Here is a 26,676-nt window from a genome sequence, read left to right as displayed (position 1 = left end):
ATTTGGCAATGTGGTTACGTCAACGCTTACAGTGCAACAGCCTCGGTTTTATCCTCGCCACCGCCCTGTTCTTCACTCTGTTCCAAAACGCGTTATTCCTGCATCGCGCCTGGTCGTATATCACCTTCGATAGCGTCCACAGCGTGATATTCGCCGCCAGCATGCCGGTGGTGATCTTCTGTGCGCTGAATATTATCTTCAGCGTGTTGACCGTGCCCTACCTGCGCAAACCACTGATCGTCTTTTTCTTGCTCGGCAGCGCCGCAGCCAACTATTTCATGTACAGCTATGGCGTGGTGATCGACGGCAACATGATGCAAAACGCCTTTGAAACCAACACCCACGAAGCGACGGCGTTGCTGACGCCGCGCATGGGGCTGTGGCTGGCGCTGCTCGGCGTCCTGCCGGCGGCGGCGGTTTGCTTCACCCATATTCGCCAGACCCGCCCCTGGTGGTACATGGTTGGGCTGCGCGCCGCCAACGTCATGCTGTCATTGGTGGTGATCCTGATCATCGCCGCGCTGTTCTACAAAGACTACGCTTCGCTGATCCGCAACAATAAAAGCGTGGTGAAGATGTTGACGCCTTCCAACTTCGTCGCCGGCACCATCAAGTTTACCGAGCAGCGCTACTTCACGCGCAATCTGCCGCTGGTGAAGATCGGTGAAGACGCGCGCAAAGGGCCGCTGATCGCCGGACAGGCCAAGAAAACGCTGGTGATCCTGGTGGTGGGCGAAACCGCCCGCGCCGAAAACTTCTCTCTCGGGGGCTATGATCGCGAGACCAACCCGCGCCTCAAGCAGGACAACGTGGTCTATTTCAAGAACGCCAGCTCTTGCGGCACCGAAACGGCGATCTCCGTCCCCTGCATGTTCTCCAACATGCCGCGCAAAGCGTACGACGCAACTCAGGCGACGCACCAGGAAGGCATGCTCGACGTGCTGGCGCATGCCGGCGTCAACGTGCTGTGGCGCGATAACGACGGCGGCTGCAAAGGCGCCTGCGATCGGGTGCCGCACATCGACATGACCAAACTGAAACTGCCGCAGGACTGTGACGGCGAAGTTTGCATGGACAATGTGCTGTTGTACGAACTGAACGACTACATCAATAGCCTGAAAGACGACGGCGTGATCGTGTTGCACCAGATGGGCAGCCACGGCCCGGCTTATTACCGCCGCAGCACGCCGCAGTTCCAGACGTTTTCGCCGACCTGCAACAGCAATCAGATCCAGGATTGCAGCCATGAACAGCTGGTGAACACCTACGACAACTCGATCCTGTATACCGACGCGATGCTCGATGCCACCATCAAGCTGCTGCAGCAGTATGACGACCGGTTCAATACCGCGCTGGTCTACCTGTCCGATCACGGCGAATCGCTGGGAGAAAACGGCATGTATCTGCACGGCACGCCTTATGTCTTCGCGCCGAGCCAGCAAACTCACGTGCCATTCCTGATGTGGATGTCGGCCGACTATCAGCGCAATTTCGGCATCGATCGCCAGTGCCTGAGCGCGCTGGCGGAAAAGGACGACGTGTCGCAGGACAATCTGTTCCACACCCTGCTGGGCATGCTGAATGTGCAGACGCGTGAATATCAATCCCAGTTGGATATTCTGCAACGCTGCCGCAACGCGGCGTAAGCGCTTAACTTACGCGTGCCGCTGAGGCACAATGCCTGAGACCAACCGGCGTTTTGTGCGCCGGTTTTTTTATTCCCATTGACCTAGACCAATCGGTCTATTATGCTCGGCGCCATGATGACCAAATCAACGCATTGCAACGTGGATACACGTGAACATCTGCTCGCCACCGGCGAAACCCTCAGCCTGCGCCTGGGCTTTACCGGCATGGGGCTGAGCGAACTGCTGGCCACGGCGGGCGTGCCGAAAGGATCGTTCTACCACTATTTCCGCTCGAAGGAAGCCTTCGGCGAAGCGATGCTGCAACGCTATTTCGCGCACTATGATGCGCAAATGCAAAAGCTGTTTGCCGACGAGCACACCGATGCCCGCCACCAGCTCTTGGGGTATTACGCCCAGGCCATCAGTTACCACTGCCGCAGCGAATGTCATAACGCCTGTCTGGCGGTGAAACTCTCCGCCGAGGTGAGCGACCTGTCGGAGCCGATGCGCCATGCGCTGGAAACCGGGACCGCCCGGGTGATCGGCCACCTGCAGGCGGCCATTGAGCGCGGCATCGCCGAGGGATCGCTGTCGGTAGCCATGAGCCCGGCGGCAACCGCAGAGACGCTGTATGCCCTGTGGCTCGGCGCCTCGCTGCGCGCCAAGATCCGGCGATCGTTGGCCCCGTTGACCAGCGCGCTGGAAAGCATCGAGTTGCTGCTGCGCCCGCCGCAGCCGTAACACCACCATCTTTTTTCGTGAAAATGCAGTTCGTGTTTTTTTATCGCCCATAACTAGACGACCGGTCTATTAAATACAGGATGCACTATGAAGACTGAAAAATTGCTCTCTCCGCTGAAAGTTGGCGCAGTCACCCTGCCCAACCGCGTGTTTATGGCTCCGCTGACGCGTCTGCGCAGCATCGAACCGGGCGACATTCCCACGCCGCTGATGGCGGAGTATTATGCGCAGCGCGCCGGCGCCGGTCTGATCGTGACCGAAGCGACGCAGATTTCCTTCCAGGCGAAAGGCTACGCCGGTGCGCCGGGCCTGCATACCCCGGAGCAGATCGCCGCTTGGAAACACATCACGCAGGCGGTACACGACAAAAACGGCCACATCGCCGTGCAGCTGTGGCACGTAGGCCGCATCTCCCACACCAGCCTCCAGCCGGGCGGACAAGCGCCGGTCGCCCCTTCGGCGATCAACGCAGACACCCGCACCACCGTGCGTGACGAAACCGGCGCCTGGGTGCGCGTACCGACCTCTACGCCGCGCGCGCTGGAAACCAGCGAGATCCCGGGCATCGTCAACGATTTCCGCCAGGCGACCGCCAACGCGCGTGAAGCCGGCTTCGACTTTATCGAGCTGCATGCGGCTCACGGCTATCTGCTGCACCAGTTCATGTCTCCGGCGTCTAACCAGCGTACCGATCAATACGGCGGCAGCATCGAGAATCGCACCCGCCTGACGCTGGAAGTGGTCGACGCCGCCATCGCAGAATGGGGCTCCGAGCACATCGGCATCCGCATCTCGCCGCTGGGGCCGTTCAACGGCCTGGACAACGGTGAAGATCAGGAAGAAGCGGCGCTGTACCTGGTGGAAGAGCTGAACAAACGCAACATCGCCTATCTGCACATCTCCGAACCGGACTGGGCCGGCGGCAAACCGTATTCCGACGCCTTCCGTGACTCGGTGCGCGCCCACTTTAAAGGGGTGATCGTCGGCGCCGGCGCCTACACCGCTGAAAAAGCCGAAGCGTTGATCGAAAAAGGCTTCATCGACGCGGTGGCCTTTGGCCGTAGCTACATCGCCAATCCGGATTTGGTCGAGCGTTTCCGTCAACACGCCCCGCTCAACGAACCTAAGCCGGAAACCTTCTACGGCGGTGGCGCCGAAGGTTATACCGACTATCCGTTTCTGACGAAGTAACCCGTCCTGACCCTAAACGGCCACGCAACCGCCTGGCCGTTTTTTTATGCACGCAAAAAGGCCCGCACAAGGCGGGCCGACGTTCCCTGGTGTTGTTATCTGCTACAGGTCAATTTCTACACGGTTACGCGCGGAATTGATAATTGATTGTGCAGATCAATTACTTCGTATCGATCGGTACACTCGATCAATATTTAAACACCCATGGCGAGGGGGCAAAAAGTGACATCGTCACCAACTCGTCACGTTGAATTCCCTTGCGGGACAAGGCTATACTCGCTTGTGCTTCAATCCACCCGCCGTCTGCCACGGCACAGTCAATTCAGAGGAATTATGCGCTTACTCCATACCATGATCCGCGTCGGTGATCTGCAACGCTCCATCGACTTCTACACCAAGGTATTAGGCATGCGCCTGCTGCGCACCAGCGAAAACCCGGAGTACAAATACTCGCTGGCTTTTGTCGGCTATACGGAAGAGAGCGAAGGCGCGGTTATCGAACTGACCTATAACTGGGGCACCGACAGCTACGACATGGGCACCGCCTTCGGCCACCTGGCGCTGGGCGTGGACGACGTCGCCGCCACCTGCGACAACATCCGCCGCGCCGGCGGCAACGTCACCCGTGAGGCCGGCCCAGTGAAAGGCGGCACCACGGTGATCGCGTTCGTCGAAGATCCGGACGGTTATAAAATCGAGCTGATCGAAAACAAACACGCCGGCCAAGGCCTCGGCCACTAAGCCTCTCTCGGGGCGCGCCTGCGCCCCGCTGATTCTCCGCGCGATAGCGCCTGCAACCGGGCGCAAAATTTGCCATAATGCGCGCTGCATTCGATGAAGATAAGAAACTGATGGCCGAAAAAAGTGATCTTAACGCCCTGAGTGGTCGTTTTCGTGGGTTTTATCCCGTAGTAATAGATGTTGAAACCGCCGGCTTCAACGCCAATACCGATGCGCTGCTGGAAATCGCCGCCGTGACGCTGAAAATGGATGAAGACGGCTGGCTGCAGCGCGACGAAACCCTGCACTTCCACGTGGAGCCTTTCGAGGGCGCCAACCTGCAACCGGAAGCGCTGGCGTTTAACGGCATCGATCCGCACAACCCGCTGCGCGGTGCGGTCAGCGAATACGACGCGCTGCACGCCATTTTCAAAGCGGTGCGCAAAGGGCTCAAGGATCGCGGTTGCAACCGGGCCATTATCGTCGCGCACAACGCCAACTTCGATCACAGCTTCCTGATGGCCGCGGCCGAACGCGCCGGTTTGAAGCGTAATCCGTTCCATCCGTTCGCCACCTTCGACACCGCTGCGCTGAGCGGCCTGGTGCTGGGGCAAACGGTGCTGGCCAAAGCCTGCATCGCCGCCGGCATGCCGTTCGACAGCAGCCAGGCGCACTCCGCGCTGTACGACACCGAACAAACCGCCCTGCTGTTTTGTGAGCTGGTTAACCGCTGGAAGCGTCTCGGCGGCTGGCCGCTGCCCGCCGGCGATCTCGCCGAATAGGCCCAATAAAAAAGGCGGCCCAGTTTGCACTGGCGCCGCCCGTTACGCGATAACCGCAAGTCTGTCGATTAAGACTGCTGGTCTTCCTGCGCTTTATACTTTTCTGCCGTTTCTTTGATCAGCTGCTGCAATTCGCCGCGCTGATACATTTCGATGATGATATCGCAACCGCCGACCAGCTCACCGTCTACCCACAGCTGCGGGAAAGTCGGCCAGTTGGCGTATTTTGGCAACTCGGCGCGGATGTCCGGGTTTTGCAGAATATCCACATAGGCGAAACGCTCACCGCAGGCGGACAGCGCTTGCACAGCCTGCGCGGAGAAGCCGCAGCTCGGCAGCTTTGGCGAACCCTTCATGTACAGCAGAATCGGGTTTTCAGCGATCTGGTGCTGAATTTTTTCAAGTGTCGTCGTCATTTATTGCTTCCTCAAGCCACATTTCATGGCTACAACATGCATCACGCGGGCTATTGTAGCGGCTGGAACAGTCGCAAGAAAACGCCATCTTTTGCAAGGATATTCGCCCGCCGCCGATCGCGTTTCACCGGCCACGTCATTCCGGTCAAAACATACGTTGAGAATAACATTTTTAATCCGACCATTTCACTAATATATTGCGCCGCGATGACGGCGCGGCTTAATTATATCCACCGCCGCCTGGCGCTTTTTTATACATCAACAGGCTGATTTTAAACCAAAAAAAATGTCATTAACGTTTTCTCACAATATGGATTATTATTTATGAGTTCTTCGCTGTTTTATATGGCGAAATTCGGGAATACTGTAACTCTTTCGATATCCGTTTCGGGGCCAAGGTTGGTGACGTCGACATGCGTTTAATTCTTACGCTCTTTGCGCTGCTGTTTACGCAGCTCTTCTTCAATTTGGCGCACGCTGCGCCACAGGCGCGTGTTGCCGCCGAGCAGCGTAAAAGCCATGCCAATGAAGCGCGGCCCGATGACCGCAGAAAAAAGAAAGCGGATAAAGCCGCCAAAAAAGCCAAAGTGACGGCCCCCGAGAAAAAAACCAAGACCGCCAAGGTCAAAAGCGAGAAAAGCGCGAAAAAGATCGTCAGCGCCAAACCCAAGGCCAAAGCGCAGAAAACCGCCAAAATTAAAGTCACCCCGCCGAAAAAGGGCTACAAAAAAGGCTATGGCCGCCACCGCGAAGCCGGTATGGCCACCGCCAAGCTGGCGCGTGATGAAAAACCGTTGAAACTCAGCCCGGCGCACAAAAAGCGTTACCAGCACGCCAAGCAGACCGCGATGGCCAAGCTGATGGATCAGATGGGCAAGCCTTACCGCTGGGGCGGCAGCTCGCCGCGCACCGGCTTCGACTGCAGCGGCCTCATCTATTACGCCTATAAAGACGTGGTGAAAATCAAGATGCCGCGCACCGCCAACGAAATGTATCACCTGCGCGACGCGGCGCCGATCAAGAAAAGCGAACTGGAAAGCGGCGATCTGGTGTTCTTCCGCATTAACAACCGCGGCGTGGCGGATCATGTCGGCGTCTACCTCGGCAACGGCAAATTCATCCAGTCGCCGCGCACTGGCGAAGAGATCCGCATCAGCCAGCTCGACAACGACTATTGGCAGAACCACTACATCGGCGCTCGCCGCGTAGTGACGCCGAAAACCATCCGTTAATTCCCTGCTCTGCGCGGTTGCGGCCTCGGCCGCAACCGCCTGCTCAAGCTATCGCCCATCGCACTCCCCCACGCGCATTTCTCGCTTTTCCTCCTGTTTTTTATGATGAAAATTGTTAAGATTGAATGACCACAATAAAAAATGGCCCATCCGGCGTTCGCCCCGGCGAGAAGCTGAATGGCGCTGTAAAGGAGGAAGCAATGTCGTTTGAATTACCTGCATTACCGTATGAGAAAAACGCGCTCGAGCCGCACATCTCCGCCGAGACCCTGGAATACCACTACGGCAAACACCACAACACCTACGTGGTTAACCTGAACAACCTGGTGAAAGGCAGCGAGTTCGAAGGCAAATCGCTCGAAGAGATCATCAAGACCTCTAACGGCGGCGTGTTCAACAACGCCGCGCAGGTGTGGAACCACACCTTCTACTGGCACTGCCTGTCGCCACAGGGCGGCGGTGAACCGCAGGGCGAACTGGCGGCGGCGATCGTCAAATCCTTCGGCTCTTTCGCTGCGTTCAAAGAGCAGTTCACCGATGCCGCCGTGAAAAACTTCGGTGCCGGCTGGACCTGGCTGGTGAAAAAACCGGACGGCGCGCTGGCGATCGTCAACACTTCCAACGCGGCAACCCCGCTGACCGGCGAAGACAAACCGCTGCTGACCGTTGACGTGTGGGAACACGCGTATTACATCGATTACCGCAATGCGCGTCCAAAATACCTGGAAAACTTCTGGGCGTTGGTCAACTGGACCTTCGCGGCGGAAAACCTGGCGTAAGCGCAGGCCTTGCCTAAGTGATGAGGCGCAGCTTGGCTGCGCCTTTTTTAAAACTGGCGGGAAATCAGTTCAACGCGGCGACAAAGCTGAAAGCGATGATCATCGCCAATGCGCAAACGGTGGTGAACAGCGACATCTTCAGATCGGTATCCATGACAACTCCTTTAAAATGGGCTTTCCTAAGGATAAAAGGCGCACAATTAGTACGTCAAATCATTTTCCCACAGTTCGCCGATAAAATCTTGTTATCATTTCCCGGTTTATAATCTCGATTACCTCTTCCACTTTTGTTCAATATGCGACAAAATTCGCAGTTCACAACTGCGTACCGGCATTCATGCCCCTCCTGATTAAGCGCTGACGACTTCAACACTAAAAACTCAGTTTTCGCTTCTCTGGAGAAGGATCTACGTAGGCAAACGATTAACATCACACTTACATGCTGTAAACATGTGAGTTCAGGAGTCATTCCTTACATGGCAACGATTAAAGATGTGGCCAAACGCGCGGGCGTTTCCACCACCACCGTTTCGCACGTCATCAATAAGACTCGTTTCGTCGCCGAAGAGACCAAAGCGGCCGTGTGGGCCGCCATCAAAGAGCTGCACTACTCGCCGAGCGCCGTGGCGCGCAGCCTGAAAGTCAATCACACCAAGTCTATCGGTCTGCTAGCCACCTCGAGCGAAGCGCCCTACTTTGCCGAAGTGATCGAGGCGGTGGAAAACAGCTGCTACAGCAAAGGCTATACCCTGATCCTGTGCAACTCGCACAACAATCTGGACAAACAGCGCGCCTACCTGGCGATGCTGGCGCAAAAGCGCGTCGACGGCCTGCTGGTCATGTGTTCCGAATACCCGGATCAGCTGCTGGGCATGCTGGAAGACTACCGCAACATCCCGATGGTGGTAATGGACTGGGGCGCCGCGCGCGGCGACTTCACCGACACCATCATCGATAACGCGTTCGAGGGCGGCTATCTGGCCGGGCGTTATCTGATCGAACGCGGCCACCGCGATATCGGCGCTATCCCGGGCCAACTGTCGCGCAACACCGGCGGCGGTCGGCATCAGGGCTTCATGAAGGCGCTGCAGGAAGCGCATATCGATATTCGCGAAGAGTGGATAGTCCAGGGTGACTTCGAGCCGGAGTCCGGTTACAAGGCGATGCATCAAATTCTGTCGCAAAAACAGCGACCGACCGCAGTATTCTGCGGCGGCGACATCATGGCGATGGGCGCCATCTGCGCCGCCGACGAACTGGGGCTGCGGGTGCCGCAGGATATTTCCGTGATCGGCTACGACAACGTGCGCAACGCCCGCTACTTCACCCCGGCGCTGACCACCATTCATCAGCCGAAAGAGCGTCTGGGCGAAATGGCCTTCACCATGCTGCTGGATCGCATCATCAGCAAGCGCGAAGAATCGCAGGTGATCGAAGTGCATCCGAAGCTGGTCGAACGCCGTTCGGTCGCCGACGGTCCGTTCATCGACTACCGCCGCTGATCGTCCTCCCTACCGGAAGCCGGCGCGGCTTCCGGTGCCGCCTCACTCAGCCACTCCTGATTCAGCGTCTCGCCATCGCCCAAATACGCCAGCAGCCAGCTCATCGCCGGTGACGGTTTATCCTGTTGCCAGGTCAGGCAGCAGGGGCTGGCGGGAAACGGCTGCTGCAACTGCAACGCCTTCAGCTCACCGCGCTGCACCCGCGGCAGCGCCAGATGCGCCGGCATCATGCCGACGCACAATCCGGCGCACAAACAGTCGAGCGCCGAGGTCCAGTCCGGCACCACCAGCCGCCGCTGGTTATCCAGCGTCCAGGTGACGCGCTTGGGCAGATTGCGCGAGGTGTCTTCCAGACAAAGCGCAGGGTACGGCCTCAACCGATCGTCATTCAACGGCCCTGCCAGCTGCGCCAACGGGTGCTGTGGGCTGACTACGCACAGCCAGTTCATATCCCCCATGTCGCGGAAAGCGAAGCCGCCGCCGACCGGCACCGCGCGGGTGGCGCCAATCGCCATGTCCGCCCTGCCGTCCACCAACGCATCCCACACGCCGTTAAACACCTCGGGTTGCAGCATCAACTCGACGTCGGGGAAATGGCGGTAGAAATCCAGCACCAGCTGGCGACTGCGCTGCGGTTTGACGATGATGTCTACCGCGATATTCAGCTGACCGCGCCAGCCGTTGGCCACCTGTTGACAGTGGCGGCGGGTGTCGAGCATTTTTTTGATAACAGCTCGCGCATCCTTGATAAACAGCGCGCCGGCCGGCGTCAGTTCCACATCTCGGTGACGCCGCTCAAACAGCGGCACCGCCAGCCATTGCTCCAGCTGCCGCACGGTATAACTTACCGCCGACGGCACCCGGTGCAGCTCCTGCGCCGCCGCGCTGAAACTGCCGGTGCGCGCCACCGCATCAACGACCTCGAGAGAATATTCAGACCACATCGCTTTGCCTTCAATTTTTTTAACAGCACTTTGCAAATATTACCGTTTCACAAGCAGAGATCCAGCCGGATACACTGGCCGGCGCTAAAAACCTGCGACACTAAAATATTAACGAGAAATACCATGCGAAATTCCTTTGGTTTTATGTTCTACCTCGCCGGCCTGAGCATGCTGGGTTATCTGGCGACCGATATGTACCTGCCCGCCTTCGGCGCCATGCGGGAGGAACTGCAAATTTCCGCCGGCGCGGTCAGCGCCAGCCTGAGCATCTTTTTGGCCGGCTTCGCCTTCGCGCAGCTGCTGTGGGGGCCGCTCTCCGACCGTCTGGGACGCAAACCGGTATTGTTGATTGGCCTGACGCTGTTCGCGCTCGGCTGCCTGGGCATGCTGTGGGTGGAAAATGCCGCGCAGCTCTGGATACTGCGCTTTATTCAGGCCGTAGGTGTCTGTTCCGCCGCCGCCATCTGGCAAGCGCTGGTGGTCGACCGCTATCGTGAAGGCCAGGCCAACCGCGTATTCGCCACCATCATGCCGCTGGTGGCGCTATCGCCGGCGCTGGCGCCGCTGTTGGGCGCCTGGCTGCTGAACCACGCCAGCTGGCGCGCGATCTTCGCCGTGCTGCTGGCCATCACCGCCTTGTTGCTGTTGCCGACGCTGCTGCTCAAAGAGAACGCCAGGCCAAAACCCGCCGTCGACGCGCCAAAAAGCAGCGTCAGTTTTTGGCAATTATTGAAATCCCCGGTATTCAGCGGCAATGTCGCCATGTACGCCGCCTGTTCGGCCGGTTTCTTCGCCTGGCTGACCGGCTCGCCGTTTATCCTCGGTGATATGGGCTACGGCCCGAGCGACATCGGCCTGAGCTATGTGCCGCAGACGCTGGCCTTCCTGCTGGGCGGTTACGGGTGCCGCGCCGCGCTCAAGCGCATCAATGGCAAAACCCTGCTGCCGTGGCTGCTGGTAGCTTATGCTGTCAGCATGGTGGCCCTGTATCTGGTGGCAACCCTGACCAATCCGACGCTCACCACGCTCCTGATCCCGTTCTGCGTGATGGCGCTGGTCAACGGCGCCGGCTATCCGATCATGGTGGCCAACGCGCTGATGCCGTTCCCGGACAGCAGCGGCAAAGCCGCCGCGCTGCAAAATACGCTGCAGCTGGGGCTGTGTTTCGTGGCGAGCATGCTGGTATCGACGTTTATTGCGCAGCCGCTGTTGGCGACGGTGACGGTGATGGTGTCCACGGTGATACTGGCCGCGCTGGGGTATTTCCTGCAGCGGGGAAAAGCGGCCAAGGCGCCGCAAGAAACGCCGCGCGAACATGCTAACTCAGCGTCATAATTGCCAAGCTAAATAATCACTTAAAGAATATGCGTGCCGAGTGCGATTTACAGTTGAGTCAATGCCTCGGCGCGCCTATACTCAAAAACAACCTTGTAAAGTAACACCTTATAATCTCTATATCTCAATTAGCTGTTGTGTACGCGTCTTGCGTCACACTCTTTTTTTGAAGAGGCGTTTATCCTGCGCCGTTTGCGTCGGGTCGCTTCTTTAAATTTCCTCTGTTCATAGTCGGATATCAGACGCCGCGGGCTTATTTCCCGTCGGTATACGTATGCACCCGCAGAAATTGTCTAAGCTGTTTCCTAACGGGTCATCAGTCAGAAGAAGGTGATGGAGAAGCTATGAGTTCATCGTGTATAGAAGATCTGAGCATCCAGGATAACCAGTGGTACCGTATCGCGCACGAAATGCTCGGTCTGGCCGGTATCGAAATTAACGGATCGCGCCCTTTCGATATTCAGGTTAAAAACCCCGAATTCTTTAAACGCGTTTTGCAGCAAGGCTCCCTGGGTCTAGGCGAGAGCTATATGGATGGTTGGTGGGAATGCGAGCGGCTGGATATATTCTTCCAGCGCGTGGTCAGCGCCGGGCTGGAGAAGAAGCTCCCCCACCACCTGAAAGATACCCTGCGTATCGCCGCGGCGCGCCTGACCAATCTGCAATCGAAAAAGCGCGCCTGGATCGTCGGCAAAGAGCATTACGATCTTGGCAACGATCTGTTTACGCTGATGCTCGATCCTTACATGCAGTACTCCTGCGGCTACTGGAAAGACGCCGCCACGCTGGAGGAAGCGCAAGAAGCGAAACTGCGGATGATCTGCGAAAAACTGCAGCTGCAGCCGGGCATGCGCTTGCTGGACATCGGCTGCGGCTGGGGCGGCCTCTCCGCCTATGCGGCGAAAAATTACGGCGTGTCGGTGGTCGGCGTGACCATTTCCGCCGAGCAGCAGAAACTGGCTCAGGCGCGCTGCGCCGGGCTGGATGTGCAGATCCTGCTGCAGGACTATCGTGATCTGCATCAGCAGTTCGATCGCATCGTCTCGGTCGGCATGTTCGAGCACGTCGGGCCGAAAAACTATCGCACCTATTTCAACGTGGTAGAGCGCAATCTGGCGCCGCACGGCCTGTTCCTGCTGCACACCATCGGTTCCAACAAGACCGACATGAACGTCGATCCGTGGATCAACAAATATATCTTCCCGAACGGCTGCCTGCCCTCGGTGAGGCATATCGCCGAGGCCAGCGAAGGCCATTTCGTGATGGAAGACTGGCACAACATCGGCGCCGACTACGATCGCACGCTGATGGCCTGGTTCGAGCGCTTCAAGCAGGCGTGGCCGAAGCTTGCTCCACGTTATTCCGAGCGCTTCGAGCGGATGTTCAGCTATTACCTGAACGCCTGCGCCGGCGCGTTTCGGGCGCGCGATCTGCAGCTGTGGCAGGTGGTGTTCAGCCCGAAAGGCGTTGAAGGCGGCATCCGCGTCGCACGCTGAACGCTCCCCTAATAAAAAAAGCCCCGGCAACCTCATCGCCGGGGCTTTTTTTGCTCTTTCGAACCAGGCGGCTTAGCCGCAGTAAACGCGGATGATTTTATCGTTGCTATCGCCGAGGAAGTTCAGACGGCGCAGGTTGAAATCCATGGTGACGGCAGAGTTGTACGGAATGGCGCGCACCTTGGATTCGATCCGCACGCCTTCCAGCGACGTCATCGGCTTGCCGACGTAGTTTTGATACTGCGAAGCGCCGCAGGTATCGTCCGCATCGGCCACTTGCGCGCCGCCGCCCTGCTCAGGTGAACTGCTGCAGGCGCTCAGCGCCAGCAACGCGGTTAACAACAACGTTTTCCCATAAAACTTCACGCGTTTCTCCTCTCTGCTTATGATTCGACTCCGGCGGCAACGCCCGAATCGCTGTCAGTCTTTGTGCGCCGGCGCCACCGCCGCCGCCAGCGTCGCTTCCCGATTGGCCAGCACGCGTTCGACGGTGTCCACTACCGCCTGCGTCTGCGGATCGATCTCGATGTTCACCTTATCGCCCAGGCGTTTTTTACCCAGCGTAGTGCGCTCCAGGGTTTCCGGGATCAGATGCACGCAGAAACGGTTATTCACCACTTCGCCGATGGTCAGGCTAATGCCGTCGATGCCGATGAAACCTTTGTGCAGCACATATTTCATCAATTCCGCATTCGGCATGCGCAGCCATACCTGACGGTTATTTTCCGAGGTATAAATTTTGGCCACTTCCGCCGTGCAGATAATATGGCCGGACATCAAATGACCGCCAATTTCATCATTGAATTTCGCCGCGCGCTCGATATTGACGATGTCGCCCAACGCCAGATCACCGAGGTTGGTCAGGCGCAACGTTTCCTTGATCAAATCGAAGCTGACGCGGTTGCCTTCCACCGCGGTGACGGTCAGGCAGCAGCCGTTATGGGCCACCGACGCGCCCAGCTCCAGCCCCGGCAGCAGTTCTGCAGGCATCTCGATCACATGGGTGCGGAAATTGGGTTTCTCATCAATGGCGACCAGCGGCGCGGTGCCTTGTACGATACCGGTGAACATATGTGCCTCTTCTTACTCAATAGATTAAAACGCTTCCGGCAGTTTGCCCCAGTTGGCGCTGAAAACCAAATCCGCGACGGCAAAAAACGCGTCCCTGCGCATTTAATAACTATTTATCTGCGGCGTTTGCTTAACGACGCCGAGCAGGTACAATATTTTTGACAAAATTCCGCTATTTTAATTGTTGTCCTCTCGCGGCAGCCCTCCCTCCCACATATATAAAATAGAAAGGTGTATGCGTGCAGAAGTACTTAATTGAAGCGCGTAGTTTATTGGCTCTCGCTATCCCGGTGATCATCGCGCAAATCTCGCAAACCGCCATGGGCGTGGTGGATACCATCATGGCCGGCGCTTACAGCGCCACCGATATGGCGGCGGTGGCGGTCGGCACCTCTATCTGGCTGCCGGCCATCCTGTTCGGTCACGGCCTGCTGCTGGCGCTGACCCCAGTGATCGCCCAGTTAAACGGCGCCGGCCGTCGCGATCGCATCGCCCATCAGGTGCGTCAGGGCTTCTGGCTGGCCTCCGGCGTTTCCGTACTGTTGATCGTCGTGCTGTATAACTGCAAATTCGTCATCGACATGATGCACAACATCGATCCGCAGCTGGCGGATAAAGCCGTCGGTTATCTGCACGCCATCATGTGGGGCGCGCCGGGCTATCTGTTCTTCCAGGTGATGCGCAACCAGTGCGAAGGGCTGTCCAAAACCAAGCCCGGCATGGTGATCGGCTTCCTCGGCCTGCTGGTGAATATCCCGATCAACTACATCTTTATCTACGGCAAGTTCGGCATGCCGGAACTGGGCGGCGTGGGCTGCGGCGTCGCCACCGGCAGCGTCTACTGGATCATGTTCCTGATGATGCGCTGGTACGTGAAGCGCGCGCCGTCGCAGCGCGACATCAAGCGCCAGACAGGCGATCTCGGCGGCCCGGACTGGGCGGCGCTGAAGCGCCTGATCGGCATCGGTATGCCGGTGGCGCTGGCGCTGTTCTTCGAAGTCACCCTGTTCGCCGTGGTGGCGTTGCTGGTGTCGCCGCTCGGGATCGTCGCGGTCGCCGGCCACCAGATCGCACTTAACTTCAGCGCGCTGATGTTCGTGTTGCCGCTGTCGCTGGGCGTCGGCGCCACCATTCGCGTCGGTTATCGTCTGGGAGAAGGGTCGGTAGAAGGCGCGCGCGTCGCCGCATACTCCGCCATCGGCGTCGGCATCACCATGGCCGTCTGCACTGCGCTGTTTACCGCCACCTTCCGCGAACCGATCGCCCTGCTGTACAACGACAGCCCGGCGGTGGTGGCGATGGCCTCGCAGCTGATGCTGCTGGCGGCGCTGTATCAAATCTCGGATTCAATCCAGGTGATCGGCAGCGGCGTGCTGCGCGGTTATAAAGATACTCGCGCGATCTTCTTCATCACCTTCATCGCTTACTGGGTGTTGGGCCTGCCGAGCGGCTATCTGCTGGCGCTGACCGATGCGGTGGTGCCGGCGATGGGGCCGAGCGGTTTCTGGATCGGCTTTATCATCGGCCTGACCTTCGCCGCCATCATGATGGCGCTGCGCATGCGCTGGCTGCAGAAACAGCCGACCACCGTCATCCTGCAGCGTTCTACCCGCTGAGTCCGTTCCCGGCCGGTTTTCTCCCCGGCCGGGCAGCGGGTTGCGGAAAAAAACGCCTGTCTGCGCACAACCTCAGCAATCGCGTGAAATACCGAATAAAATTGCGTTTTTCCCCTTGCCAGCACGCGGGTAGCTCGTTAATATTCGTCCCCGCTGTCAGCCATGACAGACAGGAAAAGATGCGTCCGTAGCTCAGTTGGTTAGAGCACCACCTTGACATGGTGGGGGTCGGTGGTTCGAGTCCACTCGGACGCACCAAATTCCAGAAGCAGTACAGTGCGTCCGTAGCTCAGTTGGTTAGAGCACCACCTTGACATGGTGGGGGTCGGTGGTTCGAGTCCACTCGGACGCACCAAATTTCAGAAGCAGTGCAGTGCGTCCGTAGCTCAGTTGGTTAGAGCACCACCTTGACATGGTGGGGGTCGGTGGTTCGAGTCCACTCGGACGCACCATATTGCTGATTCACCTCTCCCCCTATCGCGTTATAATTCTCGCTGTTTCGTCTCTGCCCGACCGCTCGATTTTTCATGTCGATTGCGCCGAACTACCGCCATCAGCCATCAGGAACGCCACATGACCACCTTCACCGCCAACACCCCCTTTTTACCGCTCGACAATGGCCTTGCCCGTCGTGAAGGCGTGATGAGCGACGGTTCGCCGGCAGCGGAAGTGCGTTTCGAGACCGGGGCCTTCGGCCAGCTGCAAAAGCCCGCGCACGCGCTGCAAACCCGGGTGATATCGGGTGAATTCGAGTTCACCCTCGGCGGCGACACGCGGATAGTGCGGACCGGCGAGAGCCTGACCCTGCCGGCCAACGTCGCCAGCGGCTGCTTCTGCCTGAGCGCCGGTGTGCTGCTGGAAATCCCGCAAACGCGCTAAGCCGCATTTACAGCAAGGTTATTTGCGCAACAAGCCGTACGCAACGCGTTGCATTTGCGCCACATTTGCCCTCGTTTTGACATATCCGCCGCACCGCCGCGGTTTTTTATTTTGTTTCCCGCCGCTTAGCCTTTATAATGCGCAACGTCTATCAGTTGAATGGTTTCAGCCCTTGATCTGCGAAAACGCAATAACAACACGATTTAATCTCCCCCCGTTGCGCAGCATCCCCGCGCCCCCGCGCGGGCTGAATTTTTCCGCCCCACATCAACTGTCGTCACCTATCCTTAACTATGTTTTTCACCACCAGGCACGGCTCAAATTCCCTATCGGCGTAAACAACGCCGGTCAAATTCATTTTTTTATCCATCACAACTTGTAGAAAACTCCGCCATGAAAAAGACCAAAATTGTTTGTACCATCGGTCCAAAAACCGAATCGGAAGAAATGCTGACCAACCTGCTCAATGCGGGCATGAACGTGATGCGTCTCAACTTCTCTCACGGCGACTATGAAGAGCACGGCAACCGCATCAAGAACATGCGCGCCGTGATGGCGAAAACCGGTATCAACGCCGGCATCCTGCTGGATACCAAAGGCCCGGAAATTCGCACCATGAAACTGGAAGGCGGCAAAGACGCCTCTCTGGTCGCCGGCCAAACCTTCACCTTCACCACCGACCAGAGCGTGATCGGCAACAGCGAACGCGTGGCGGTGACCTACGCCGGCTTCGCCGCCGACCTGAAGATCGGCAACACCGTGCTGGTTGACGACGGCCTGATCGGCATGGAAGTCACCAACGTGACCGAGAACGAAGTCGTTTGCAAGGTGCTGAACAACGGCGACCTGGGCGAGAACAAAGGCGTCAACCTGCCGGGCGTGTCCATCCAGCTGCCTGCGCTGGCCGAGAAAGACAAACGCGACCTGATCTTCGGCTGCGAGCAAGGCGTCGACTTCGTGGCGGCGTCCTTCATCCGTAAACGCTCCGACGTGCTGGAGATCCGCGAGCACCTGAAAGCGCACGGCGGCGAGCAGATCCAGATCATCTCCAAGATCGAGAACCAGGAAGGCCTGAACAACTTCGACGAAATTCTCGAAGCGTCCGACGGCATCATGGTTGCCCGCGGCGATCTGGGCGTTGAAATCCCGGTAGAAGAAGTGATCTTCGCCCAGAAGATGATGATCGAAAAATGCAACCGTGCGCGTAAAGTGGTGATCACCGCCACCCAGATGCTCGATTCCATGATCAAGAACCCGCGCCCTACCCGTGCGGAAGCCGGTGACGTCGCCAACGCCATTCTGGACGGCACCGACGCCGTCATGCTGTCCGGCGAAAGCGCCAAGGGCAAATACCCGCTGGAAGCGGTCAACATCATGGCGACCATCTGCGAACGCACCGATCGCGTGATGCCAAGCCGCATCGATACCCTGAACGATCGCCGCAAGCTGCGCATCACCGAAGCGGTATGCCGCGGCGCGGTTGAAACCGCCGAAAAACTGGACGCGCCGCTGATCGTCGTCGCCACCAGCGGCGGCAAGTCAGCGAAATCCGTGCGTAAATACTTCCCGAACGCCGTGATCCTGGCGCTGACCACCAACCAGACCACCGCGCATCAGCTGGTGCTGAGCAAGGGCGTTATCCCGCAGATGGTCAAAGAAATCGCCTCCACCGATGACTTCTACCGCATTGGTAAAGAAGCCGCGCTGGCCAGCGGCCTGGCGCAAAAAGGCGACGTCGTGGTGATGGTTTCCGGCGCGCTGGTGCCGAGCGGCACCACCAACACCGCCTCGGTACACGTGCTGTAATATAAAACGTGACATAATTATCTTGATCAAAACGCCGCTTTGCGGCGTTTTTTTTATCGGCAGTAAACTATTTTTCTCAAAACGCAACCGCGATCTGCTCATTATTTAGCTAATAACAAATCGGAGTAGTCCCATGGAAGCCGGCTGTTTTCCCTCGTTTTTTTAACTAATTTGTAAAACCAGATGCAAGTTTGAGCGAACGATCAAAATAAAGCACCTCAACACTAAAAAATTATTCTCTTTCGAAAAAAGTTTGTGTAATACTTGTAACGCTACATGGAGATTAACTCAATCTAGAGGGTGTTATAATGAATCGTACTAAACTGGTACTGGGCGCGGTAATCCTGGGTTCCACTCTGCTGGCTGGCTGCTCTAGCAACGCTAAAATCGATCAACTGTCTTCTGACGTTCAGACTCTGAACGCTAAAGTTGATCAGCTGAGCAACGACGTGAACGCAATGCGTTCTGACGTTCAAGCGGCTAAAGACGACGCAGCACGCGCTAACCAGCGTCTGGACAACCAAGCTCACGCTTACAAAAAGTAAGATAGCTTTGGTTATTGAAAACGGCGCACATTGTGCGCCGTTTTTTTTGCCTGTTTGTCGCCTGGGCTTTCCAGCTCTGCAGGCAAAAAAAGAGGTTCAGCACGCTGAACCCCTCTTCGACCGCTCAATCCGGCAACCTTAGTTCACCGAGCTGATTGGCGCTGCCTTGAATGGGCTCTTATTCGCCGCAGGAGCCGCTGCAGGCGTTAAACTCACCTCAGACGGGCTCTCCCCTACGTTGACCAGCACCGGCATGCCAGAGCGGCGTACAACCGCGCTATCGAACACGGCGCGATCGGTTTGCCCATCGGCAGCAAAGGCTTTCTCCGCTTTAGACAACGCGATCGGCATGGTCTGCGGATCGTCGCTTTCCACCCGCGACAGCGGCTGGTGCACTTCCACATAGCGTTTGCCGTCCGGCTCGACCGAAATCTTCACCGGATCGTTGATCACTTGCACCCGCGTACCGCGCGGCACCATGTTGAACAGCGCCTCGATATCCGTCGGACGCAGGCGAATACAGCCGGAGCTGACGCGCATGCCGATACCGAAGTTGGCGTTGGTGCCGTGGATCAGGTATTCACCGCGCCCCATCGACAGACGCAGGGCGAACAGCCCCATCGGGTTCTCAGGGCCGGCCGGCACCACCGCAGGCAGCGTCACGCCCTGGGATTGATAGCGCTTGCGGATGTTGGCGGTGGGCGTCCAGGTCGGGTTAGGGATCTTTTGGCTGATGGAAGTCACCTCCAGCGGCGTGTGCATCCCGGTCTGGCCGATACCGATCGGATAGACGATCACTTTATTCTCGCCTTTCGGATAGTAGTAAAGGCGCAGCTCGGCCAGGTTGACGATGATCCCTTCACGCTTGGTGTCAGGCAACAGCATTTGGGTCGGAATGGTCAGCACCGTACCCGGCTTAGGCAGGAACGGATCGGTGCCGGGGTTGGCTTCCAGCATGCCCAGCAGGCCAATCTTGTAGTCGGCGGCGATCGCCTCCAGCGGACGGCCGTCGTTTGGCACGGTATAAGTGGTGTTTTCGCCGATCAGACGGCTGTCCGGCGGCGGCAGCGGGTATTCGGTCGCACTGGCGGCCTGCGTGCCGGCCAGTACGGTGGCGAAGACCATGCCCATTAAACTCAACGCACGTTTCATTATCATCCCTATATTTTTTATGACGGTTCGCCCCCAAGGCTAACGAGCGCCTGGCGGTGGGTAAATCAGACAATACCTGATTAATACTAGCAACGCTGGCATCAAAGGCAATAAGTTCTCTAAAAATCAACACGTTATAACGTAATCGTCGTCGCTGATTGTCAACGAAACGTCAATGGGTAAGCTGCTGAAATATCACTGAATTGGGGGATAATCCCTAGGGGAAACGGTGTATTGTAAAGACTCATTGACAAAGCGAATATATCAATGAGCCTTTAAAGAGCAGTGGCGTTAAGGATCAGGCCAGCTGAGCGGCTTTACTGCGAATGGCGCGGATCATCGCCTCCAGCCCCTGTGAGCGCGAAGGCGTCAGATGTTGGCTGAGCGCCAGCTCGGTGAAAAACGGCCGCACGTCGAGCTCGACGATTTGCTGTGGCGTCAATTGACGATAAAGAATAAACACCACCGCCAGCAGCCCTTTGACGATCGCCGCGTCGCTATCGCCATGGAATTCGACCTGCCCTTGCTCATCGCAGCGCATCACGATCCACACCTGGCTCTGGCAGCCGGAAATCAGGTTCTCGGCCTGCCGCTCGGCCTCGTCCAGCGGCGGCAATTTGGCGCCGAGTTCAATCACGTACAGGTATTTCTCCTCCCAGTTCAAACAGCGGGAGAAATTACGCACCAATTTGTCTTTGTCCGGCAAATTCGCCATGGGGATCCTTTTGTACCGCCGAGGACGCGCCCCGGCTAGCCTAACAGCTGATGAATGCGTTGCAGCCCGGCCACCAGCCGGTCCACCTCTTCGCGGGTATTATATAACGCCAGCGACGCGCGGCACATGCTCGGCACCTGATAAAACGCCATCAGCGGCATGGCGCAATGGTGGCCGGTGCGAATGGCGATGCCGTACTGATCGAGGAAGCTGCCGACGTCATAGGCATGGTGTTCCCCCAAATTGAAGGCGATCACCCCGGCCCGATGCGCCGGACCATAGATTTTCAGCGTCGGCACCTGCTTGAGCGCCTCAAGCGCGTAATGCATCAGCGACTGTTCATAATCGCGGATCGCATTCAGCCCCAGGGCTTCGACGTAATCGAACGCCGCGCCCAGCCCCATGATGCCGGCGGTGTTCGGCGAACCGGCCTCGAAGCGCCAGGGTGGATCGGCGAAGGTGGTGCCCGCCGTCAGGCTGACCTGACGGATCATCGAACCGCCCCCTTCCCACGGCGGCATCTGCTGCAGGAGCGCCTGGCGCCCATACAGCATGCCGATGCCGGAAGGGCCATACAGCTTATGCCCGGAAAATACGTAGAAATCGCAGTCCAGCGCCTGAACATCGACGCGTTGGTGCATCACCGCCTGCGCGCCGTCCACCAGCACGGTCAGATCCGGCGCCAGGGCTCTGGCGCGGGCGATGATGTCGCGCACCGGGTTGACGGTGCCCAGCACGTTGGAGACCTCGGTCAGCGCCAGCAGTTTACAGGACGCGTCGATCAGTTCCGGCAACCGTGCCAGATCCAGCGTGCCGTCGGGCTGCAGCGGCCAAACCCGCAGCTGCAGACCGCGCTCCTGCGCCAGCATCTGCCAGGGCACGATGTTGGCGTGGTGCTCCATCTCGGTGATGAGAATCGCGTCGCCCGGCTGCAGCCGGTGGCGGCCAAAACTGTTGGCCACCAGGTTGATGCCTTCGGTGGTGCCCTTGACGAACACCATCTCTTCCGCCGAGGCGGCGTTGATAAAGCGCGCCGCCTGTTCCCGCACCGCTTCCATCTGCTGAGTCGCCTCGGCGCTCAGGGTGTGGATGCCGCGATGCACTGCGGCATAGCCGTGGCGATAGAAATCCAGTTCGCGGTCGATCACCGCCTGCGGTTTCTGCGCGCTGGCGGCGCTGTCGAGGTAGGCCAGCGGTTGGCCGTTCACCTCGCGCGCCAGCAGCGGGAAGTCGCCGCGCACGCGTTCAATCGGATAACTCATGCAGCCTCCCCCGGCAGGCGCTGGGCGATGCGCGCCAGCACCCGTTCCCGGATGGTGTCGTTGGCGATGCCTTCGGTCAGCTCGGCGGCGAAGGCGAAGATAATCATCTGCTGCGCCGCGCGTTTGTCGATGCCGCGCGACTGCAGATAAAACAGCTGTTCTTCATCGATACGCCCCACGGTGGCACCGTGGCTGCACTTAACGTCGTCAGCGTAGATCTCCAGCTGCGGCTTGGTATCCACTTCCGCCACTTTCCCCAACAACAGATTGTGGTTGGTCATCTGCCCGTCGGTTTTGATGGCGTGTTTGGCCACTTTGATCATGCCGTTGAACACCGCTTTGCCGCGATCGCTGACCACGGTTTTATGCAGCTGGCGGCTTTCGCAGTAGCCCTTGTTGTGTTCCAGATAGGTGCGGGTATCGCAGATCTCCTTGCCCACCGGCAGCACCAGGCTGTTGATCACCAGATTGGCGCCTTCGCCGTTCAGCTGCGCGCTGGTGTTGTGGCGCGTCAGGCCGGCGCCCAACAGGAAGCTGTCGCTTTTCACCCGCGCGTCGCGGCCGATGACCAGATCGTTATGGGCAAAGTGGTAGCTCGGCCGGCTTTCAAACGCCAGCTTGCAGTGCAACAGCCCGGCGTTGTCCGCCACGTTGGCGGTCAGGCGCGCGCCGGTAAAGTGCGCGGCCTCGCTCAGGCTGACATAGTGTTCGATCACTTCCGCCTCGGCCCCGCGCCCAATCTCCAGATGATGACGATGATGCACGGTATTCACTTCCCCCGTCACGCCGCGGCCGCTGCTGATATGCAGCAGGTACAACGGACGAGCCGGGGCCTTGCCGGCCGGCAAGCGAATCAGGCTGGTTTCCTGCGCCAGGCTTTCGGTCAGATGCAGGAAGACTTCGGGCTGAATGGGCTCCGGCAGCGCCTGCGGCGTGCCGTAGGCGGTCAGCTCGAACTGGTAGTCGCCCAGATCGCCATCGCTGAGCGCGGCACTGTAGCGACCGTCGATAAACACCAGCCGACAGGCATCGATGCCGAGCGCCAGCGCCTCAAGCTGCTCTGCGCTCACCGGCGCGGGCTGCGGCTCAAGGAAGTGCTGCTCCAGCAGCCCCTCGAGCGGCGTGTATTTCCAGTTCTCATGTTTGCGCGTCGGCCAGCCGAGGCGCAGCGCCTGCTGCCAATGCGCCAGCGCATGGGGCGAACGCTCGCCGCCGCGGCCTTCGAACAGACGATACAGCTGCTGCAACGCGTTGGCGTTACTGTTGGTCGGTAAGCCAGCCATAGCCTTGCTCCTCCAACTGTTTCACCAGCGAGAAATCGCCGGATTTGACGATGCGCCCCTGGGACAGCACGTGTACGTAATCCGGCTGGATGTAGTCCAAAATGCGCTGGTAGTGCGTGACGATGATAAAGGCGCGCTTGCCGTCCCGCAGCGAGTTGACGCCGTTGGCGACGATTTTGAGCGCATCGATGTCCAGACCGGAGTCGGTTTCATCGAGAATGCACAGATCCGGCTCCAGCGCCGCCATCTGCAGAATGTCGTTGCGCTTTTTCTCGCCGCCGGAAAAGCCGACGTTGACCGAACGCGTCAGCAGATCGGCCGGCATATCCAGCAGCGCGATCTTCTCTTCGATGAAATCGGCGAAGTCAAAGCGATCCAGCGGCTCCTGTTCGCGGTATTTGCGCACCGCGTTGACCGACGTCTGCAGGAAGAAGTGGTTGCTGACGCCGGGGATCTCGACCGGGTACTGGAACGCCAGGAACACGCCTTCGCCCGCGCGATCTTCCGGATCCAACTCCAGCAGGTCCTTGCCCTTGAAGGTGACTTCCCCTTCGGTCACTTCGTACTCTTCACGCCCGGCCAGCGTGGCGGACAGCGTGCTCTTGCCCGAGCCGTTCGGCCCCATGATGGCGTGCACTTCGCCCGGTTTGATCTCCAGATCCAATCCCTTGAGGATCTCGTTGCCTTCCACGCTGACTTTCAAATTCTTGATGCTTAACATGCTGTGTCCTCAGATAGCGCCGACGGCGCTAAAAATGCGGCGATTAGCCCACGCTGTGTTCCAGGCTGATGGCCAAAAGTTTCTGCGCCTCGACGGCGAACTCCAGCGGCAGCTCGGAGAAAACGTCCTTGCAGAAACCGTTGACGATCATCGAAATGGCGTCATCCTCGCTGATGCCCCGCTGCAGGCAGTAGAACAGCTGGTCGTCGCCAATCTTCGAGGTGGTGGCTTCGTGCTCCAGCTGCGCGCTGTTGTTGCGCGCTTCAACGTAAGGGAACGTATGGGCGCCGCTGTCCGGCCCGATCAGCATCGAGTCGCACTGGGTAAAGTTACGGGCGTTTTCCGCCCCCGGCAGGATTTTCACCAGGCCGCGATAGGTGTTCTCGCTGTGGCCGGCGGAAATGCCTTTGGCGATGATGGTCGACCTGGTGTTTTTGCCGATGTGGATCATCTTGGTGCCGGTGTCCGCCTGCTGATGGCCGCTGGTCAGCGCCACCGAGAAGAATTCGCCGATCGAATTGTCGCCCTGAAGGATCACGCTCGGGTATTTCCAGGTGATGGCCGAGCCGGTTTCCGACTGGGTCCAGGACATTTTCGAGCCGGCGCCTTCGCACAGCGCGCGCTTGGTGACGAAGTTGAGGATGCCGCCCTTGCTCTCACCGCCGGAGAACCAGTTCTGCACCGTCGAGTATTTCACTTCGGCGTCTTTATGCAGGATCACTTCCACCACCGCCGCATGCAGCTGATAGCTGTCGCGCACCGGGGCGGAACAGCCTTCGATGTAGCTGACGTAGCTGCCTTCGTCGGCGATCAGAATGGTGCGCTCGAACTGGCCGGTTTTGGCGGCGTTGATACGGAAATAGGTCGACAGCTCCATCGGACAGCGCACGCCCTTCGGCACGTAGACGAAGGTGCCGTCGGAGGCCACCGCGGCGTTCAGCGCGGCGAAGAAGTTATCGTTGGACGGCACCACGCGCCCCAGATACTGGCGCACCAGATCCGGGTATTCCTGGATCGCTTCGCCGAACGAGCAGAAGATCACCCCGCTCTCCGCCAGTTTTTCACGGTAAGTGGTGGCGACCGAGACCGAGTCGAAGATAGCGTCCACCGCCACCTCGCTGCCCTCGCGCACCGGCACGCCGAGCTGGTTAAACGCCAGCTCCACTTCGCTGGTCAGGTAATCTTTTTCCGTCGCCGCGCCCGGTTGCTGCTCGGCGCCGGGCTGCGAACCGCAGGCGTCGTCGCAGCTGCCGCAGGACGGCGCCGAATAGTAACTGTAGTCCTGGTAGTTAAGGCGTTCGTAATTGGCCTTCAGCCAGTGGGGCTCTTCCATCTGCAGCCAGGCGCGGTAGGCCTCGAGGCGGAATTCCAGCATCCACTCGGGTTCGTTGCGCTTGGCCGAGATAGCGCGCACCACCTCTTCGTTGATGCCCTTGGCCAACTCATCGGTTGCCAGCTGGGTGAAGAAACCTTCTTTGTAGCGACCTTCGCTGACCCAAGCCTGCACTTCATTAGGCATTTCTACATTGCTTCGTGTCATGTTGATTGCATCGCTCAAACGCCAAAACTCTCGCCGCACCCGCAGGCATGCTGAGCTTTAGGGTTATTGAATTTGAATATCTGATTCAGTCCTTCGCGGACATAATCTACCGTGGTGCCGTCAATAAACGGCATCGCCTTCAGCGGCACATAGAGTTTGGCGCCGTCGCGCTCAAACAGCAGATCGTCATCGGCGGGTTCGCGGGTCAGATCCAGCACATAGGCAAAGCCGGCGCAGCCGGATTGTTTTACCCCTAGCTGCAGCCCTTTCACCTGCGGATCCTGCTGCATCAGTTTCGTTATTTGTCGTACGGCGCTGTCGCTGAGCGAAATGCCTTGCCAGACATTCTCGTCCAAAGAAAAAGTGCCGACATTTTCCGTTTGCATAGGGTCTACCTCACACTCGTGTTTGGCCACAGCCAATCTGGGTTACTTATATGTTAGTGATAACGATTATCACTTCAACCGTTTGTTTTGCGGGGGTATCCGCCGCGAGCGCGGTTTTTCGCTGCGGCGTGCGGCAAGCCAGCGGGACATCCGTGGCGGCTTGCGGCGTGTGGCGGCAAGGCGTGCATGCTATCCCTATGAATTTGTTCTTTATCCTGCATCACCGTACCGCACTCCCCGGTGGCCCGTCAGCGTTACAGCGCCGCGGTGCGTTGCCGATCTAAACATTCATAGAAAATACCTATTTCTGCATTCTGTCTGTCGTAAATGTGCGTTTATCGGCATTTTGCGCCGCGGCGCAAGGCGCGGCCTTTAAGTTAAAGTTTAGTCGCTCTGGGTTAAGTTGGGCCGTCGATGGCCTTTTACCCCCATGGAATGAAAAAACGCCGCCACGGGGATTGATCGGCAACGCGGCAGTTTATATGATAATGATTATCATTCAATTTGAATTTGAGCGCGAAGCCAATGACTCTTTCGATCAACGCATGGTTGCTGGGCAAGATTGATGACTACAAATTCAGCGTGCGCGACGCCACGGTGGACTTTTATATGGCCGAAGCGGCGCTGCGCCGCCCGGAATGCAATATTGATCATCTGAAGCGGTACAACAGCGTCAGCCTCACCATGGCCAATCTGTGCCTGGAGAACGGCGATGATGACAGCTATCTGCACGCGCTCAGCAAGCTGCACAACCGGCTGATCGTCGAGATCAACAATCCGCAGCGCTGCCAGCTGTTTCGGGTGCAAAGCTACCACTTCGCCCGCCACACGCTGACGCTGATCTGCCAAAAATATGCGATGGAAGGCACCTGGGAGAAGGCGAACGCGTTTCAGAAGGACTTCGTCAAACGCGTGCCGTTTCAGCTGTAAAACG

General features: G+C 58.3%; 27 protein-coding genes and 3 tRNA genes. 18 read left to right on the top strand and 12 right to left on the bottom strand.

The annotated features are described in order from the left end of the window. Positions 1-8: 8 nt before the first annotated feature. From eptA to rnt, 5 genes are all read left to right on the top strand, one after another. Positions 9-1,646 carry a phosphoethanolamine transferase EptA gene (gene eptA, locus CPH57_RS07575; protein ID WP_096242198.1) on the top strand — a complete coding sequence of 546 codons (1,638 nt, stop codon included), beginning with the start codon at positions 9-11 and terminating at the stop codon, positions 1,644-1,646. A gap of 102 nt (positions 1,647-1,748) precedes the next feature. Next, positions 1,749-2,369: a TetR/AcrR family transcriptional regulator gene (locus CPH57_RS07570; protein ID WP_033642921.1), complete on the top strand. Its 621-nt coding sequence runs from the start codon at positions 1,749-1,751 to the stop codon at positions 2,367-2,369. An 87-nt stretch (positions 2,370-2,456) separates the two neighbouring features. Next, on the top strand, positions 2,457-3,560 hold the full coding sequence (locus CPH57_RS07565; protein WP_033642920.1) for an alkene reductase: 1,104 nt from the start codon (positions 2,457-2,459) through the stop codon (positions 3,558-3,560). A gap of 333 nt (positions 3,561-3,893) precedes the next feature. Continuing rightward, a complete protein-coding gene (gloA, locus tag CPH57_RS07560) occupies positions 3,894-4,301 on the top strand; it encodes a lactoylglutathione lyase (RefSeq protein ID WP_033652600.1) in 408 nt (135 codons plus the stop codon). A 77-nt stretch (positions 4,302-4,378) separates the two neighbouring features. Beyond that, positions 4,379-5,062, top strand: coding sequence for a ribonuclease T (rnt, locus tag CPH57_RS07555; RefSeq protein WP_016927925.1), 684 nt, complete (start codon positions 4,379-4,381; stop codon positions 5,060-5,062). A gap of 68 nt (positions 5,063-5,130) precedes the next feature. On the opposite strand, the gene CPH57_RS07550 is transcribed toward rnt, so the two are convergent. Further along, a complete protein-coding gene (locus CPH57_RS07550; RefSeq protein WP_004931329.1) occupies positions 5,131-5,478 on the bottom strand; it encodes a Grx4 family monothiol glutaredoxin in 348 nt (115 codons plus the stop codon). A 413-nt stretch (positions 5,479-5,891) separates the two neighbouring features. On the opposite strand from CPH57_RS07550, the gene CPH57_RS07545 reads away from it, so the two are divergent. After that, positions 5,892-6,710 (top strand): C40 family peptidase, encoded by an 819-nt coding sequence (locus tag CPH57_RS07545; protein ID WP_042784370.1) that lies wholly within the window; start codon positions 5,892-5,894, stop codon positions 6,708-6,710. Between the two features lie 200 nt (positions 6,711-6,910). Then, positions 6,911-7,489 carry a superoxide dismutase [Fe] gene (gene sodB, locus CPH57_RS07540; protein ID WP_004931333.1) on the top strand — a complete coding sequence of 193 codons (579 nt, stop codon included), beginning with the start codon at positions 6,911-6,913 and terminating at the stop codon, positions 7,487-7,489. A gap of 64 nt (positions 7,490-7,553) precedes the next feature. On the opposite strand, the gene CPH57_RS07535 is transcribed toward sodB, so the two are convergent. Further along, positions 7,554-7,643, bottom strand: coding sequence for a YnhF family membrane protein (locus CPH57_RS07535; RefSeq protein WP_094143265.1), 90 nt, complete (start codon positions 7,641-7,643; stop codon positions 7,554-7,556). A gap of 322 nt (positions 7,644-7,965) precedes the next feature. Here CPH57_RS07535 and purR point away from each other — a divergent pair, with 322 nt between their 5' ends. After that, on the top strand, positions 7,966-8,991 hold the full coding sequence (purR, locus tag CPH57_RS07530; protein ID WP_004931336.1) for an HTH-type transcriptional repressor PurR: 1,026 nt from the start codon (positions 7,966-7,968) through the stop codon (positions 8,989-8,991). Here purR and punR read toward each other — a convergent pair. Continuing rightward, entirely contained in the window at positions 8,979-9,935 is a 957-nt protein-coding gene (punR, locus tag CPH57_RS07525; RefSeq protein WP_033642916.1) for a DNA-binding transcriptional activator PunR, read from the bottom strand. The two genes, purR and punR, sit on opposite strands and share 13 nt — an antisense overlap. Before the next feature lie 123 nt (positions 9,936-10,058). Here punR and punC point away from each other — a divergent pair, with 123 nt between their 5' ends. Both punC and cfa read left to right on the top strand, forming a co-directional pair. Next, entirely contained in the window at positions 10,059-11,270 is a 1,212-nt protein-coding gene (gene punC / locus CPH57_RS07520) for a purine nucleoside transporter PunC (protein ID WP_042784368.1), read from the top strand. Positions 11,271-11,614: 344 nt separating this feature from the next. Then, the gene (cfa, locus tag CPH57_RS07515) at positions 11,615-12,766 is read left to right on the top strand and encodes a cyclopropane fatty acyl phospholipid synthase (protein WP_096242197.1); all 1,152 of its coding nucleotides are present in this window, start codon (positions 11,615-11,617) and stop codon (positions 12,764-12,766) included. 72 nt (positions 12,767-12,838) lie between these two features. Here cfa and CPH57_RS07510 read toward each other — a convergent pair whose 3' ends face one another. Beyond that, positions 12,839-13,132, bottom strand: coding sequence for an I78 family peptidase inhibitor (locus CPH57_RS07510; protein ID WP_033642913.1), 294 nt, complete (start codon positions 13,130-13,132; stop codon positions 12,839-12,841). 54 nt (positions 13,133-13,186) lie between these two features. Continuing rightward, on the bottom strand, positions 13,187-13,837 hold the full coding sequence (locus CPH57_RS07505; protein ID WP_033642912.1) for a riboflavin synthase: 651 nt from the start codon (positions 13,835-13,837) through the stop codon (positions 13,187-13,189). A 239-nt stretch (positions 13,838-14,076) separates the two neighbouring features. Between CPH57_RS07505 and CPH57_RS07500 the strand changes: the two genes are divergently transcribed. From CPH57_RS07500 to CPH57_RS07470, 7 genes are all read left to right on the top strand, one after another. Beyond that, positions 14,077-15,453, top strand: coding sequence for an MATE family efflux transporter (locus tag CPH57_RS07500; protein ID WP_033642911.1), 1,377 nt, complete (start codon positions 14,077-14,079; stop codon positions 15,451-15,453). Between the two features lie 181 nt (positions 15,454-15,634). Then, positions 15,635-15,711 (top strand) — tRNA-Val (locus CPH57_RS07495). Positions 15,712-15,731: 20 nt separating this feature from the next. Then, positions 15,732-15,808: transfer RNA gene (locus tag CPH57_RS07490), tRNA-Val, on the top strand. A 20-nt stretch (positions 15,809-15,828) separates the two neighbouring features. Then, a tRNA-Val gene (locus CPH57_RS07485) sits at positions 15,829-15,905 on the top strand. A gap of 121 nt (positions 15,906-16,026) precedes the next feature. After that, the gene (locus CPH57_RS07480; RefSeq protein ID WP_046686960.1) at positions 16,027-16,332 is read left to right on the top strand and encodes a cupin; all 306 of its coding nucleotides are present in this window, start codon (positions 16,027-16,029) and stop codon (positions 16,330-16,332) included. Positions 16,333-16,725: 393 nt separating this feature from the next. Next, the gene (gene pykF / locus CPH57_RS07475) at positions 16,726-18,138 is read left to right on the top strand and encodes a pyruvate kinase PykF (RefSeq protein ID WP_033642909.1); all 1,413 of its coding nucleotides are present in this window, start codon (positions 16,726-16,728) and stop codon (positions 18,136-18,138) included. Positions 18,139-18,446: 308 nt separating this feature from the next. Further along, positions 18,447-18,683, top strand: coding sequence for a major outer membrane lipoprotein (locus tag CPH57_RS07470; protein WP_004931354.1), 237 nt, complete (start codon positions 18,447-18,449; stop codon positions 18,681-18,683). A 138-nt stretch (positions 18,684-18,821) separates the two neighbouring features. Here the strand turns inward: CPH57_RS07470 and CPH57_RS07465 are convergent, their stop codons facing one another. The 7 genes from CPH57_RS07465 to sufA all read right to left on the bottom strand — a co-directional run bounded on the left by CPH57_RS07465 (position 18,822) and on the right by sufA (position 25,742). Next, the gene (locus tag CPH57_RS07465; protein ID WP_096242196.1) at positions 18,822-19,835 is read right to left on the bottom strand and encodes a L,D-transpeptidase family protein; all 1,014 of its coding nucleotides are present in this window, start codon (positions 19,833-19,835) and stop codon (positions 18,822-18,824) included. Between the two features lie 298 nt (positions 19,836-20,133). Continuing rightward, entirely contained in the window at positions 20,134-20,550 is a 417-nt protein-coding gene (gene sufE / locus CPH57_RS07460) for a cysteine desulfuration protein SufE (RefSeq protein ID WP_033642907.1), read from the bottom strand. Positions 20,551-20,585: 35 nt separating this feature from the next. Continuing rightward, on the bottom strand, positions 20,586-21,812 hold the full coding sequence (sufS, locus tag CPH57_RS07455) for a cysteine desulfurase SufS (protein ID WP_096242195.1): 1,227 nt from the start codon (positions 21,810-21,812) through the stop codon (positions 20,586-20,588). Further along, positions 21,809-23,095, bottom strand: coding sequence for a Fe-S cluster assembly protein SufD (sufD, locus tag CPH57_RS07450; protein ID WP_096242194.1), 1,287 nt, complete (start codon positions 23,093-23,095; stop codon positions 21,809-21,811). The genes sufS and sufD overlap by 4 nt, the downstream gene beginning before the upstream one ends. Further along, a complete protein-coding gene (gene sufC / locus CPH57_RS07445; RefSeq protein WP_016927936.1) occupies positions 23,070-23,816 on the bottom strand; it encodes a Fe-S cluster assembly ATPase SufC in 747 nt (248 codons plus the stop codon). The genes sufD and sufC overlap by 26 nt, the downstream gene beginning before the upstream one ends. A 43-nt stretch (positions 23,817-23,859) precedes the next feature. Continuing rightward, positions 23,860-25,356, bottom strand: a complete 1,497-nt coding sequence (gene sufB / locus CPH57_RS07440; protein ID WP_004931367.1) for a Fe-S cluster assembly protein SufB — start codon at positions 25,354-25,356, stop codon at positions 23,860-23,862. Positions 25,357-25,370: 14 nt separating this feature from the next. Continuing rightward, positions 25,371-25,742, bottom strand: coding sequence for a Fe-S cluster assembly scaffold SufA (gene sufA, locus CPH57_RS07435; RefSeq protein WP_004931368.1), 372 nt, complete (start codon positions 25,740-25,742; stop codon positions 25,371-25,373). Between the two features lie 525 nt (positions 25,743-26,267). Between sufA and CPH57_RS07430 the strand changes: the two genes are divergently transcribed. Then, a complete protein-coding gene (locus tag CPH57_RS07430; RefSeq protein WP_004931369.1) occupies positions 26,268-26,672 on the top strand; it encodes a hypothetical protein in 405 nt (134 codons plus the stop codon). Positions 26,673-26,676 lie beyond the last annotated feature (4 nt).

Origin of the sequence: Serratia sp. JKS000199, from assembly GCF_900215455.1 — a bacterium.
GTDB classification, from domain to species: Bacteria; Pseudomonadota; Gammaproteobacteria; order Enterobacterales; family Enterobacteriaceae; genus Serratia; species Serratia ureilytica.
This window is presented reverse-complemented; position numbering and strand designations above follow the sequence as displayed.